This window comes from Vibrio sp. V38_P2S17PM301 (assembly GCF_009904845.1).
GTDB classification, from domain to species: Bacteria; Pseudomonadota; Gammaproteobacteria; order Enterobacterales; family Vibrionaceae; genus Vibrio; species Vibrio proteolyticus.
Genome location: NZ_WXWO01000001.1, coordinates 241,518 through 255,944, shown reverse-complemented (window position 1 = coordinate 255,944; position 14,427 = coordinate 241,518). Strand labels below are relative to the sequence as shown.

The 14,427-nt window shown below is 52.2% G+C and carries 10 protein-coding genes and 1 pseudogene; 10 read left to right on the top strand and 1 reads right to left on the bottom strand.

The features are described from left to right. Nucleotides 1-7 precede the first annotated feature (7 nt). The gene (locus tag CAG64_RS01130) at nucleotides 8-271 is read left to right on the top strand and encodes a YfcL family protein (RefSeq protein WP_021703856.1); all 264 of its coding nucleotides are present in this window, start codon (nucleotides 8-10) and stop codon (nucleotides 269-271) included. Between the two features lie 134 nt (nucleotides 272-405). After that, nucleotides 406-933, top strand: coding sequence for an NADPH-dependent FMN reductase (locus CAG64_RS01125; protein ID WP_161457537.1), 528 nt, complete (start codon nucleotides 406-408; stop codon nucleotides 931-933). Between the two features lie 46 nt (nucleotides 934-979). Here CAG64_RS01125 and mnmC read toward each other — a convergent pair whose 3' ends face one another. Then, the gene (gene mnmC, locus CAG64_RS01120; protein WP_161457538.1) at nucleotides 980-2,992 is read right to left on the bottom strand and encodes a bifunctional tRNA (5-methylaminomethyl-2-thiouridine)(34)-methyltransferase MnmD/FAD-dependent 5-carboxymethylaminomethyl-2-thiouridine(34) oxidoreductase MnmC; all 2,013 of its coding nucleotides are present in this window, start codon (nucleotides 2,990-2,992) and stop codon (nucleotides 980-982) included. Between the two features lie 127 nt (nucleotides 2,993-3,119). On the opposite strand from mnmC, the gene fabB reads away from it, so the two are divergent. From fabB to CAG64_RS24045, 8 genes and pseudogenes are all read left to right on the top strand, one after another. Then, nucleotides 3,120-4,331 (top strand): beta-ketoacyl-ACP synthase I, encoded by a 1,212-nt coding sequence (gene fabB / locus CAG64_RS01115; protein WP_161454479.1) that lies wholly within the window; start codon nucleotides 3,120-3,122, stop codon nucleotides 4,329-4,331. A gap of 234 nt (nucleotides 4,332-4,565) precedes the next feature. After that, entirely contained in the window at nucleotides 4,566-5,699 is a 1,134-nt protein-coding gene (locus CAG64_RS01110; protein WP_161457539.1) for a 4-phosphoerythronate dehydrogenase, read from the top strand. After that, nucleotides 5,696-6,709, top strand: a complete 1,014-nt coding sequence (locus CAG64_RS01105; protein WP_021703861.1) for an aspartate-semialdehyde dehydrogenase — start codon at nucleotides 5,696-5,698, stop codon at nucleotides 6,707-6,709. The genes CAG64_RS01110 and CAG64_RS01105 overlap by 4 nt, the downstream gene beginning before the upstream one ends. Nucleotides 6,710-6,928: 219 nt before the next feature. Continuing rightward, a complete protein-coding gene (locus CAG64_RS01100; RefSeq protein ID WP_161457540.1) occupies nucleotides 6,929-10,870 on the top strand; it encodes a FimV/HubP family polar landmark protein in 3,942 nt (1,313 codons plus the stop codon). A gap of 88 nt (nucleotides 10,871-10,958) precedes the next feature. Continuing rightward, complete coding sequence (gene truA, locus CAG64_RS01095) at nucleotides 10,959-11,753, top strand: tRNA pseudouridine(38-40) synthase TruA (protein WP_021703863.1); 795 nt, start codon at nucleotides 10,959-10,961, stop codon at nucleotides 11,751-11,753. Between the two features lie 189 nt (nucleotides 11,754-11,942). Beyond that, entirely contained in the window at nucleotides 11,943-12,869 is a 927-nt protein-coding gene (accD, locus tag CAG64_RS01090) for an acetyl-CoA carboxylase, carboxyltransferase subunit beta (RefSeq protein WP_161457541.1), read from the top strand. Between the two features lie 46 nt (nucleotides 12,870-12,915). Further along, nucleotides 12,916-14,181 carry a bifunctional tetrahydrofolate synthase/dihydrofolate synthase gene (folC, locus tag CAG64_RS01085; protein WP_161457542.1) on the top strand — a complete coding sequence of 422 codons (1,266 nt, stop codon included), beginning with the start codon at nucleotides 12,916-12,918 and terminating at the stop codon, nucleotides 14,179-14,181. Continuing rightward, nucleotides 14,182-14,404, top strand: a pseudogene (locus CAG64_RS24045) (cell division protein DedD); the annotation flags it as partial. Nucleotides 14,405-14,427 lie beyond the last annotated feature (23 nt).

Below are 14,427 nucleotides of genomic sequence, written 5' to 3'. Positions count from 1 at the left end.
GACCAAAATGATTATTGAGTTTGAAGAAAAGCTACTTGAACTGATTGATGCCCGTATTGAAATGGCATCGGATGATGAACTGTTTGCAGGTGGTTATTTACGTGGTCATATTTCTCTTTCTGCGGCGTCGTGCGAAGAAGAAGGCATTCAAGATATTGCTGAACTGAAAGCGCGTATCGAACAAAGCCTTGACGCAGCGCGTTCTGAACTCTCTCCGGCGGATCGAATCATTGTCAGTGATCTGTGGCAGGAGCTACAAAGCCAGGCTTAAGCCGACGTTTTTGCTGCCCGACTTCAGGACTCATTCAAATTTTTTGAATGAGTCCTTATAAAAATTACCCTTGTGAGAATCTGTGGCTGATTTATTCTGGTCAGCAATTAAGCGGAACCACAAAGGATAACCTCATGAAAGTGATCGCATTTGGTGCCAGCACCAGTTCAACGTCTATCAACAAAGCCCTTGCAACCTACGCTGCGAATTTGATCGAAGGGGCACAAGTCCAAGTGCTCGACATCAACAACTATCAAGTACCAATGTTCAGTGAAGATACCGAGAAAGCCATTGGGAAAGCGGAAGGTGCGGACGCATTTTTACGCGATTTGAGTGAGGCGGACGCGTTTGTGATTTCATTCGCTGAACATAATGGCCACCATCCGGCAGCCTACAAAAACCTGTTTGACTGGGCGACTCGTATTGATCGCGATGTGTTTAAAAGCAAACCCGCAGTGTACTTGGCGACCTCGCCAGGTCCGGGCGGTGCTTCATCGGTGTTGGCGGCAGCCACCAACTCAGCGCAGTTTTTTGGCGGTAATGTGAAAGCGTCGCTGTCGGTACCCAGCTTCTATGATAATTTTGACATGGCGGTAGGCAAACTGACGAACCCAGAGATTGAAGAGCAAATCCTCGCAGCCGTCGCTCAGTTGCGTGACTAATTCCGCGAGAAAAAACGCCTCTATACAAAGAGGCGTTTTTTTGTGTTTACAGTTCAGTCAGCGCCTTGCCCTTACGAAGCTTACGCACCCACATCCGGCTAGGGTGTAAGGCCTCCAGCACATCCACGGGCAGCGGCAGCGGGTCGGCGCAGATCTGTGATGCCAGCACTTCAGCCAGCAGCGGGGCTGAGCTCAGACCACGTGAGCCGAGACCGAGCAGGCAATAGAGATTCTCTTGGCTGGCCACCGGCTTCACCTGTTCCGCTTTTTGCAGATGCAAATCAGCGTAGGTGTGTTTGATGGCAGTAAAATCACCAACATTGCCGACAAATGGCAGGTGATCACGGCTGACACAGCGGATTCCCTGACGAGACTGATTGGCTGATACATCCACTTGCTCAGGCCAGCTCTGGTCAGGGACGCATTTACGTAACTTGGCGGCATTTTCAAGCTGGGCCTGTGGATCAAATGCGCGATTCAGGTTGTCACGGTCGTAACTCGCCCCAATGCAATGTTGACCATTGTTCGGATTCTGCGGCGTCATGTAACCGTCATAGCACAATACGGTTTTCATTTGGCTCAGTGTGGTATTGGTTGGTACATGGCTGACCTGGCCTTTGACCTGACCAAGTGGAATATCGGCAGTAGGTGCCAGTTCGGCAAACTGATGGCCATTCGCGACCACCACGACCTGATGGGTAAACTGTTTGTCGTGGCAATGCAGCACCCATTGCTCACCGCAGCGCTCCAACTGAGTGACGGGATGGTTAAAATGTGCCGAGAAATGCTCGCCTTGCATTAGCTCTGCCAGCAGCCCGCGGGTGAACTGTGCCGGACACAACCAGCCGCCGAGAGGATAGAAGACGCTGTCGACACTGACAGGCAGACCCAGCGTTTGGCTGGTTTGTGTGGCGTCCAGCCCCGTGACCAGATTGGCCGAGAACTGGCCCTCAAGCAACTTAGTCAGTTTTTGTCTGGCGCGTTCATCCCACATCAATTGCGTGACGCCGCACCAGTCATGATCAAACTCGAAGCACTGAGCCATTTGCGACACAAACTGGCGGGCGAATAAAAATGCTGGGGCAAATACCCGAGAGACCCCGCTGTGGCTGCCGTTGAGCAGCGGATAAATAGCGCCCTGACGGTTACCGGAAGCACCTTGAGCGGCCGTGTCATCAGCGCAGTATAAGGTTACGTTCACACCGCGTCGGGTGAGGGTTTTGGCCAGCGTGGCGCTGGCGATACCACCGCCAATGATGGCCACATCGTCGACACATGGGGGGCTGCTGCGATGGAACCAGGCTTTATGATTGGGCGGGGTGTGACGCTCAGGCAGATGGCCGGCGATCATGTCACGCTTGGTGCCGAATCCTTTGACTTTTTTCATATCAAAGCCGGCTTCTATCAGGCCTCGGCGCACAAAACCCGCTGCAGTAAATGTCGCGCAGGTACAGTGAGCTTTGGCCAGTTTAGCCATGCCGTTAAACAGATCCTGATTCCACATTTCCGGGTTTTTGCTCGGGGCGAAGCCGTCCAGGAACCAGGCGTCGATGATGCCATGTTCTCCGGTTGGCACTTGTGGCATACAGTCTTTGATATCCCCAAACCACAAATCGAGAGTTACTGCGCCATCGGCCAGGATGATACGCTGACATTCTGGCACGGCAATCGGGTAGTGCGCTTGCAACTGCGCCGCATATTCAGCCAACTCCGGCCAGGCCTGATGCGCTTTGATCAGGTCCTCTTTACTGAGCGGGTATTTTTCAAAGCTGACAAAATGCAGCTCTTTTAATGGCGCATGCGGGTTTTGCTGTCTAAATTCATCAAACCACTGCCAGACCGCCAGAAAGTTGAGACCGGTGCCGAAACCGGTTTCACCGATCACAAAGCGGCGCTGGTCATACTCGTGCCATCTTTGCGGGAGATGATTCTGGTGGAGAAAGACATAACGGGTCTCTTCTAAGCCGTTGACGTTGGAGAAATAAACGTCATCAAACTGGTCGGAGACCGGAGTGCCTGCTTCATTCCAGGCCAATTCGGCATTTTTAATTGATGTCATACTGTCTCTTTCGGAGGCGAATTCTCGTTGTGTGGGGCGGGATTGTACGAATTTATGGGAAAGCTGACCACTTCTGTGGGGCTTCTTAGTTATTATTTAGCGGAATTTTGAATTATAGGAATGTCACATGAAACGAGTCGTAATCACCGGTATGGGTATTGTTTCAAGTATCGGTAACAACGTCGAAGAAGTTTTAGCGTCTTTGAAAGCAGGTAAATCAGGCATTACCGCTTCTGAACAGTTTAAAGAGAACGGTCTACGCTCTCAAGTTTGGGGCAACCTGAAGATGAACCCTGCCGACCATATCGATCGCAAGAAAATGCGCTTTATGGGTGATGCGGCAGCGTTTGCGTACCTTTCTATGGAACAGGCGATTGCCGACGCTGGTCTGACAGAAGATCAGGTTTCTAACGAGCGCACTGGTTTGGTCGCGGGCTCGGGTGGTGCGTCATCGGTGAACCAAATTGCCGCAGTTGATATCTTGCGTGAGAAAGGCGTTAAGCGTGTTGGTCCTTACATGGTACCACGTACGATGTCATCGACCGTGTCTGCCTGTTTGGCCACGCCGTTTAAGATCCGTGGCGTTAACTACACCATGAGTTCGGCCTGTGCGACGTCAGCGCACTGTATCGGCCACGCGATGGAGCTGATCCAACTGGGTAAACAGGATGTGGTTTTTGCTGGTGGCGGTGAAGAGCTGGACTGGACACTGACCATGATGTTTGACGCGATGGGCGCACTATCTACCAAATACAACGACACACCAGAAAAGGCGTCTCGTACTTATGATGCTGACCGTGATGGTTTCGTCATTTCTGGTGGTGGCGGCATGCTGGTGGTTGAAGAGCTGGAACATGCGCTGGCCCGCGGTGCGAAGATTTACGGTGAAATCGTCGGTTACGGTGCGACGTCTGATGGCTACGATATGGTGGCGCCGTCAGGTGAAGGAGCCGTTCGTTGTATGAAGATGGCTATGCAGGATGTTGATGGCGTGGACTACGTCAACACTCACGGTACGTCAACGCCTGTTGGTGATGTGAAAGAGCTGGGTGCGATTCAGGAAATCTTTGGCGACAACAGCCCGGCAATTTCAGCGACCAAAGCCATGACGGGTCACGCATTGGGTGCGGCTGGTGTGCACGAAGCCATCTACTCAACGCTGATGCTCAATCACGGCTTCATCGCCCCAAGCATTAATATCGATAACCTTGACGAAGCGGCAGACGGCCTGGATATCGTCATGGAAACCCGTGATGCCGAGCTGACGACCGTGATGTCAAACAGCTTTGGTTTTGGCGGTACAAACGCGACCTTGGTGATCAAGAAATACCAGGGTTAATGAAACGAATGCCTACTGGCAATCAGTTTCCAGAGCGGGTCAGCACTGGCTGATCGAACAGACGCAGACTCTGTCCCCTGGAGAGCGGGACAGGATCCTTTTGTTCTGGAATATTACCCGGCTGCCGTAAGGAGCCGGGTATTTTTCTATACTTAACAGAGAAACGGGACTCGACACTGTGCCGGCTTTTCTGCACAATCCTGTTCTACCCCTTTTCCCAACTCAGACTCCGCTATGAAAATCCTAATCGACGAAAATATGCCTTATGCTCAGCAACTGTTCAGTCAGTTGGGCGAGGTGATCCTCAAACCGGGACGTACGTTAACAGCCGATGACCTGGTTGATATTGATGCGTTGATGATTCGCTCTGTTACTCAGGTTGACGAGTCACTTCTGACTAAGGCCAACAAACTCAAGTTTGTCGGCACCGCGACCGCAGGCATGGATCATGTTGATCAGGCGTTGCTGGATCAAAAGGGCATTGTCTTCACTGCCGCACCGGGCTGCAATAAAGTCGGCGTCGCAGAGTATGCATTCAGCGTGATGATGGTGCTTGCGCAGCAACAGGGCTTCTCGGTGTTTGATAAAACCGTGGGTATCATCGGCGCCGGACAGGTGGGCAGCTATCTGGCTCAGTGTTTGTCCGGACTGGGGATGAAAGTACTGCTTAACGATCCTCCCAAGCAAGCAGCCGGTGATGCGCGAGATTTTACGCCTTTGGCCGATCTGCTTGAGCAAGCGGATATCATTACACTACACACTCCGATCACCCGCGACGGCGCACATCCCACACACCATCTGATTGACGAAGGGGTACTGAGTAATTTACGCAGTAACCAGATTCTGATCAACGCGGCTCGTGGGCCGGTGGTGGACAACAGCGCGCTCAAAGCCCGCCTGATGGCCGGTGATGGTTTTACTGCCGCATTGGACGTGTTCGAGTTTGAACCGAAAGTGGATATGGAGCTCCTGCCGTTGCTGGCGTTTGCGACCCCCCATGTCGCCGGGTATGGCCTGGAAGGCAAGGCTCGCGGTACGACCATGATTTTCAATAGCTTCTGTGAATTTCTCGGTGACGAGCGCCGGGCACAGGCCAGCGAGCTGTTGCCAGTGGCGCCAGTTCCACTGGTCAGTCTGGATCGCGCCTGGGACGAAGCAACCCTGCACAACCTGACACAAATCATTTATGATGTGCGCAAAGACGATGCGTTGTTCCGTCGTGAGATTCATCAGTTGGGTGCGTTTGACAAGATGCGCAAACAATACTGGGATCGACGAGAGTACAGCGCCGTCACTTTAGCCGGCGACGATGCATGTAATTTAACGCCGCTGGCTAAACTTGGTTTTCAAATTGAGGTAAGTAAATGAGCCAACAATTTAACGTTGCCGTACTTGGCGCAACAGGCGCTGTCGGTGAAACCATCATTGAAGTTCTTCAGGAGCGTGATTTCCCGGTCGGTGAATTGTACCTGCTGGCCAGCGAACGCAGTGAAGGTAAGACCTACCGCTTCAACGGCAAAACGGTCAAAGTACAGAACGTTGAAACCTTCGACTGGACACAGGCTCATATCGGTCTGTTTTCTGCCGGTGGGGAACTGTCGGAGAAGTGGGCGCCAATCGCTGCTGAAGCTGGAGTGGTGGTCATCGACAATACATCGCATTTCCGTTATGACTATGATGTCCCGCTGGTGGTACCAGAGGTGAACCCGGAAGCGATCGCTGAGTTTCGTAACCGCAATATCATTGCCAACCCGAATTGTTCCACCATCCAGATGCTGGTGGCGTTGAAGCCGATCCACGATGCAGTGGGGATTGAACGTATTAATGTTTCAACCTATCAGTCCGTGGCGGGTGCCGGCAAAGCGGGCATCGACGAGTTGGCGGGCCAAACCGCGAAACTGCTGAACGGTCGCCCGGCTGAACCTGAGCAGTTCAGCCAACAGATTGCGTTTAACTGTATTCCACAGATCGATAAGTTCATGGACAACGGCTACACCAAAGAAGAGATGAAAATGGTGTGGGAAACACAGAAAATTTTCAACGATCCGTCGATCATGGTGAATCCGACCTGCGTACGGGTACCGGTATTTTACGGTCATGCCGAAGCCGTCCACATTGAAACCCGCGCACCAATTGATGCTCAAGAAGTGATTAACCTGCTTGAACAAACTGAGGGCGTTGAGGTTTTCCACGGTGAAGACTTCCCGACTCAGGTGCGCGATGCGGGCGGCAAGGACCATGTGATGGTCGGCCGTATCCGTAATGACATCAGTCACCACAGTGGCGTGAATCTATGGGTGGTTGCGGACAATGTACGCAAAGGTGCCGCCACCAACGCAGTACAAATTGCCGAAGTTTTGATTCGTGATTATTACTGATAGCTATTGATGAATCTGTTAAAGCCTCACGCGAGTGGGGCTTTTTTATACGCCCGGTAGCGCCAGACAAGCAGAGCGGGGGAAATTTAGTGTGAGCTTACTGCGATTATTGCTGCCGCAACACATTTTTTGCCTTGTTTCCTGTAGTTTTGCCCTAGATATCCGATATATTTAACAGATCATGTAAACCTACGATAAAAGCACACAGCTGAGCTTATTATGCGTCCATTTTTCAAGCGTCTGCTCTTGCCTTTGGCAATGGCAGCGATGACTCAGACATTTTACGTCAGTGCACAAGGTATTCGACTGATTGGCCCGAACGGTGAAGTTCAGTCCGCGCCTCAATTCTCACAGCCACTGACGCGTGCCTCTCAACAGGCAGAGCAGGAACCCTCCCGTTTTTACGGACCCACAACCGAAAGTGATACTCTGTGGCGAATTGCGACAGATTTACGACCGTCCAATACGGTTACGGTGCAACAGACCTTGCTGGCGATTTATCAGCTTAACCCCAAAGCATTCGATAATCAGAACATTCATGAGTTGATTCCGGGTAGCACGTTGCGGGTACCGTCGCTTTCTCAGGTCACGAGTGTCTCGACCCAAGAAGCTGTGCGGGTGATGGATGCGCACAAAGCGCGCCTGAATGACGCACCGGGTAAAGCTGCGCCAAAAGTCGCTCAGCCTGCAGTCAAACCACAACCAGTCACTAAACCTGAGGTGAAAGCCGAAGCGCCAGCCAAGAGTGATGCCGCTGAAACGGCTCAGCCTGCTAAGCCGTCTGCCGACACTGTACCAACGGATGAAACAGCACCGAAAACGCTGACGCCGCCAACGACATCAGCCAAACCTGTGGGTGAACTCGCGGCTCTGGAAGAGCGTAATCACCAGTTACGTCTGATGCTGGCGGAAGTTCAGTCTGAAGTCAGTGTGCTGAAGAACGAACTCAATGATGAATCGCGAATTCGCGATGAAGTTGAGCGTCTGCTGGCAGAAGAGCGAGCCCGTAATGCCAAAGACGCCCAACTGGCACCTGGCCCGCTAGACAAGTTGATGTCCAACACCTGGTTAGTCGGCGCGCTGGCGGTGATCCCAGGGCTGCTGATTGCCCTGTTGGTGACTATGCTGCTGGGGCGTCGCAAATCAGAACCGGCGCAGCAAACCGAAGTACAGCCTCATGTCTCTGACCCTGTGATGCCGGTGACGCCACCTCCAGCCATGTCAGAGCAAGATGAACTCGATGATTTAACTGATGAGTTGTTGTTGGACGATGATTTGTTTGGCAGCGCTGATGATGACGAAGAACAACTGTTCGACGACAGCTCGGAAGAAGCAGTTGCTGCGGATAGTGACGATATCTTTGCCGATCTGAAAGACAGCGAGCTGGATTTTAACCTTGAAGGCGAAGACGGTGATGATCCGTTTGCGGGCATCGGTGATGACGGTGAACTGGATGCCGATCTGCTCGATATGGATTCCAGCTCCAACGGCATCAGTGTCAAAGGTGACGACAAGGCGCTGGGTCTGGAAGAGATGGAACGTGCACTGGATGAAGTGATCACTGACACATCTCAAGCCCAAAGCAACTTTGACCTGGCAGATGACGAACAGGTGTCTCAAGACGACCTGGATGATCTGTTATCGGGCAGTGATAAGACCGCGTCGACAGACGGCGAACTGGATCAAGCGATGTTGGATGAGTTGCTATCTGGCGACGCCGACACGGATGACAGTGCAGACGATTTGGATATCGATGCCTTACTCGCGTCTGGCAGTGACAGTCCGGAATATGAGCTTAGCGATGTGGAAATGGCGTCCGATGATGAGATCGATGCGCTGTTTGCCAAGGCTGAGTCTCAGGCCGATCTCGATCAATTGGATGCCTTGTCTCAAGATGAAACTGCTCTGCTGGATGAAATGCTTGATGATGACGATCTTGAGCTGAGTGAAGACAGTACTGAGCTACTTGATGAGCTGCTTGACCATCAGACTGCTGAGCCAACCACGGAGACTGACGACGAAGCCGAGCGCACCGAAGAGTCCGACACGTTGTTGGATGAGTTATTGGACGAGCAGGACGATGTCGCACTGGCTGAACAGTCAGACCTGATGTTGGACGAGTTGCTGGATCTGGATGAGCAGCCAGCGTCACTGGATGATGACAGTACCGACCTGCTGGAAGAACTGCTCGCCACGCCTGAAACGCCGGACGAGCAGGACCACAGTTTTGAACCGGATGGGACGGAATTTCTTGACGAACTCAATGAAATAGAAAAGCTTGCCGAAGCCGAAGCCGAAGCCGAAGCCGAAGCCGAAGCCGAAGCCGAAGCCGAAGCCGAAGCCGAAGCCGAAGCCGAAGCCGAAGCCGAAGCCGAAGCCGAAGCCGTCGAAATACAACCGATCGAGCCTGAGCAGGTAACGGATCCGATTGCTGAAGAGCGAGAAACGCCCCTCGATTTTGATCGCGACGAGTTCATCCATGATCTGGACGAAACTGCGCCGCAAACCGATCCACTGTTGGATGAGCCAGCAGATTCAGAAATCCCGGTGGCTGACGACATGGCCCGTTTCGCTGATGACGTATTGCCGTCACTGGATGAATCGGATGCACACGGGGTCTCTGACGGCGAATCTGAACTGCCGCTGAACCAAGTGCTGGAGGAAGAATCCGATGCACTTGAGACAACGGACGATAAGACGCAGGATGTTGGCGAAGAGGTGACGTCTCAGGCTACGGAAGATGCGAAAGACGCGACGGACGACTGGCTCAACGATGCGATTGCGGATGTGGAGTCTGCACAGAGCGCGGCCACAGAAGGGACATTCGAACAACCTGAACAAATTGAACCAGAGCAGGTGATTGAAGCCGATCACGAAGAGTGGTTTAGCGCGGATGAAGAGGCACAGGATTCGGCGCCGCTGGATGACGATTTTGAGTTTGAACCGCAAATTGAAGGTACGCCACAAGCGGACAGTGCGGTAGAGAGCGAAATGTCTGTCAGCGATGAGACGGATGAGGAACATACTCTACCAGAACCAGAACCAGAACCAGAACCAGAACCAGAACCAGAACCAGAACCAGAACCAGAACCAGAACCAGAACCAGAAGTTAGTGCGCCAGAGCAAATGGAGCCATCTGTATCTGAGGCGTCTGCACCTCCGATGCCTGAGGCCATTCCAAACGAATTCGGGGTTCCGCAAGACGACGATTGGTTGTTCGATGAAACGCCAGCTGCAATTGAACCTGAGGCGTCAGCCACTGACACTGCGCCTGAGCCGATTGAACTGAGCGACGAGGAACTGCCGGAATACGATGAAACCAGCGCACTGGCGGATAGCGATGACGTTGAAAGCGCTGCACCTGCAGAGCCGAACGATAGCAGTGAACCGGCAGAATACGATCTGAACGACCTGCCAGAGTATGATGAAGATCAGGCGTTGGCGGATGTTTCCGAAGATCAGCCGATCTCCCCGGAGCCAGCGGCTGACGAGCAGGATGCTTTATTTGCGGCGTTTCAATCTGGTGTGGACGCGCAATCTCAGACACCCTCGGCGGACCAGGAACAAACCCTGAACGAGTTGCTGGCTGAAAGCGACACACCGGAGTTCAACTTTGAGCAGCCAATTGATGCCGCGTTGACCGACAGTGCGGGGATGGACATTGATGCCATGCTGGAAGCCGGTGGTGAGGATTGGAATGGATTCAGCCTTTCTCCTGAACAGCAGGCGCAAATCCCGGATGAGATCCCTGAAGACGAGCAGGGCATCTGGAATACACAAACCGCGCAACCTCAGGTTCAGGATGAAAACTGGGCCAATCAGGAGCAACTGATCGACTTTGACCCGAAAAGCAGCCAGTACAAAACCATTGATGAGTTGATGGCGGAAATGGACATGGGACAGGATCAGTTGGCGCTTGATGAAGAAGAGCTGAAACTGGATGTGGGTTTGAACGAGTTTCCGGACGTGATTGGTGATATCGGTGACGATGACGTTGATGCCAACGCAGAAGCGGCAGGAAAGCTGGATTTAGCTAAGATCTACATGGAAATGAATGATGCCTCCGGAGCGAAAAAACTGTTGGAAGAGGCCATTGTTGACGGCAGTGATGATATTCGCCGTGAAGCCAAACATTTAATTGATGTGATTAATACGCAATAAATCAATCAAGAGGGGACATGGTCCCCTCTTTTGATCCGGCCCTGAAATTCGTTATACTTCCCGCCCCATTTTCAGAGAGAACGGTGAAATGAGAATTGCATTAGGTATTGAGTACGATGGCACTCATTACTTTGGTTGGCAGCGTCAGCGAGAAGTGAAAAGTGTTCAGCAATCGCTGGAAAAGGCTTTGAGTGTCGTCGCTAACCATCCGGTAGAGGTTCAGTGTGCGGGTCGGACTGATGCGGGCGTTCACGGCACTGGGCAAGTGGTTCATTTCGATACCACAGCAAGCCGTAAGATGGTGGCCTGGACGATGGGAGCGAATGCCAATTTACCCGGTGATATAGCTGTGCGCTGGGCGAAAGAAGTACCGGATGAATTTCATGCTCGTTTCGCGGCGACGGCCCGTCGTTACCGCTATATTATCTATAACCATGCACTGAGACCTGGGATTCTCTCTTCGGGAGTGAGTCATTATCACGGTGAACTGGACGTGGAAAAAATGCACCGTGCCGGACAGTTCTTGCTTGGCGAGAATGACTTCACGTCTTTCCGTGCTGTGCATTGCCAGTCACGCAGTCCATGGCGTAACATAATGCATCTGGATGTAACGCGGCAAGGTCATTACGTTATCATTGATATTAAAGCCAATGCGTTCGTTCACCATATGGTACGTAACATTACCGGCAGTCTGATTTGTGTCGGTCGTGGCGAGCAGGCGCCGGAGTGGATCAAGTGGCTGCTGGATGCTAAGGATCGTAAACTGGCGGGAGCCACCGCTAAAGCGGAAGGACTCTACCTGGTGGACGTCGATTATCCTGAAGAGTTCCAGTTACCCAGAGCGCCGATCGGACCGCTATTTTTACCCGATCAATTGAACTAATTGCTGGTAACTTGTTCAAATAGGAGTTGTTTAAAGTATTAGCAGTCGTCTTGTGAGGCGGTATTCAGGAAATAGGTACAACCAGTTTTTTGTCTACAGTTTGCGTTTTATATGCTTTAATCCTCCACGCGTAAATTCGAATATGTATCTTTCGCAATTAGGCGGGAGAGTAAAGAGAAAAGGTCTTCCATGAGTTGGCTTGAAAAGATTTTAGAAAAGAGCAACATTGTAAGTTCACGTAAAGCGTCCATCCCGGAAGGGGTTTGGACTAAATGTACCTCATGTGAACAGGTGCTTTACCACGCAGAGTTGGAACGCAACCTGGAAGTGTGCCCGAAATGTGGTCACCACATGCGGATGAAAGCACGTCGTCGTCTGGAAACATTCCTGGACGAAAACAACCGCGTGGAACTGGCGGATGAGCTTGAGCCACAGGACAAGCTGAAGTTCAAAGACTCCAAGCGTTATAAAGATCGTATCTCCGCGGCACAAAAGAGCAGCGGTGAGAAAGACGCATTGGTGGTCATGCAAGGTGAACTGCTGGGCATGCCTGTTGTAGCGTGTGCGTTTGAGTTTTCTTTCATGGGCGGTTCCATGGGCTCTGTAGTGGGTGCGCGTTTTGTGCGTGCCGTAGAAGCTGCGATGGAAAACAACACGGCGCTGATTTGTTTCTCAGCCAGTGGCGGTGCTCGTATGCAAGAAGCTTTGATGTCACTGATGCAGATGGCGAAAACCAGTGCGGCGCTTGAGCGTCTGACGGAAAAAGGCCTGCCGTTTATCTCGGTCATGACTGATCCGACGATGGGTGGGGTATCTGCGAGTTTGGCGATGCTGGGTGACATCAACATCGGTGAGCCGAAAGCATTGATTGGTTTTGCTGGCCGTCGCGTTATCGAACAAACGGTACGTGAAGATCTGCCTCAGGGTTTCCAGCGCAGTGAGTTTCTGCTGGAGCACGGTGCGATCGATATGATCGTTGACCGTCGTGAAATGCGTCAGCGTGTAGGTGGTCTGGTTGCGAAACTGACGAACCAAAGCTCTCCACTGGTCGTTTCTGTGAACGATTCTCCAAATGAAGAGCCTTACACTGTACCAGAAGCAGACGAAAAAGGGTAAAGTAGACGCTAACGTACCGACCTGAATTTAAAGGTTATAAAGTTAGATGAGTCACAACCCTGTTCCACAAGCCACATCGCCATTGTCGGTGTGGCTTGATTATTTAACCCACATTCACACTTCTGCGATCGACCTCGGTTTAGACCGGGTTCAAGCCGTCGCTCAAACCGCTAACCTGACTAAACCTGCACCTACCGTGATCACTGTTGCCGGTACAAACGGCAAAGGTTCCACCTGTGCGCTGATGGAAGCCATCTTGCTCGATGCCGGGTATTCTGTTGGTGTGTACAGCTCTCCCCATCTGATTCGTTATAACGAGCGCGTGCGCGTGAACGGTGCCGATCTGCCTGACGAGCAGCATTGCCAGGCTTTTGCGTTTATCGAAGCACTACGTGGTGATATCAGCCTGAGTTTCTTTGAATTTGGCACGTTAGCCGCGTTGCGACTGTTTGAACAATACAAGGTGGATGTGGTTCTGCTAGAAGTCGGGCTAGGGGGACGTTTGGATGCCACCAATGTCGTCGAGCACGATGTGTCGGTGATCACCAGTTTGGCGGTTGACCATGTTGACTGGCTTGGGGATGACATCAACGTCATCGGTTACGAGAAAGCCGGCATTTTCCGCTCCGGCCGACCAGCTATCTGTGGTCAGCCCAAAGCCCCTGCGACGGTGGCAGCTCACGCCGATGATATCGGAGCAGAGCTTTTCCAGGTCGGTATTCAGTACGACTTCACCCTAGAATCAGACAGTACGTGGCGCTGGCACAGTGGCTGCTTTGAAATGACGGATCTGCCGGTCCCTGATCTACCGTTGCCAAATGCGGCGACAGCGTTGATGGCGCTGGGTAGTGCGGAGCTTGATATCAGTGATGTGAATATCGTCAACGGATTACGGAATGCAAGGCTGCCGGGGCGCATGCAGGTCATCAATGAACAACCACTTATCTTACTGGATGTGGCCCACAATCCGCACTCTGCCGAATACCTGGCTGAACAGGTTAATCGTCGTTTGGCAGAGAAAAGTATCCATGTGGTGGTGGCGATGCTGCACGATAAAGATATTCCGGCTACGCTCAATGCATTGGCACCAATCGCGGCGAAATGGTATCCGGCGTCTCTGAGCGGACCACGTGCGGCAGCGGCCGAGGAGCTGTGTGCTCATTTGGCTGAATATCAGGGGAAATACGCCAACCCGGTCGCGGCATTTGAAGCCGCGTTGACACAGGCTGCGGACGACGAAGCAATAATTGTGGTCGGTTCATTCCACACTGTTGGTGAAGTACTAGAGCACTGGCAGCAGAAAGGAGAATAAATGGCTAGTAAGTTCCAAAGTCGCTTGGTGGGGACCATTGTTCTGGTCGCCATCGGCGTTATCGTGTTACCGGATGTTCTGGACGGCAAGAAAACCCACTATAAAGAAGACATTGCCAGCATTCCGATTAAGCCGGAATTGGACAGTGAAGCGGAAACCTTTGAGGTCCTGGATCCGGTTGAAGACAAGGTTGCGTTGCCCGAGTCACCTGTGGAAGTCGCACAGGAAGAGGCGCCGGTCGAATCA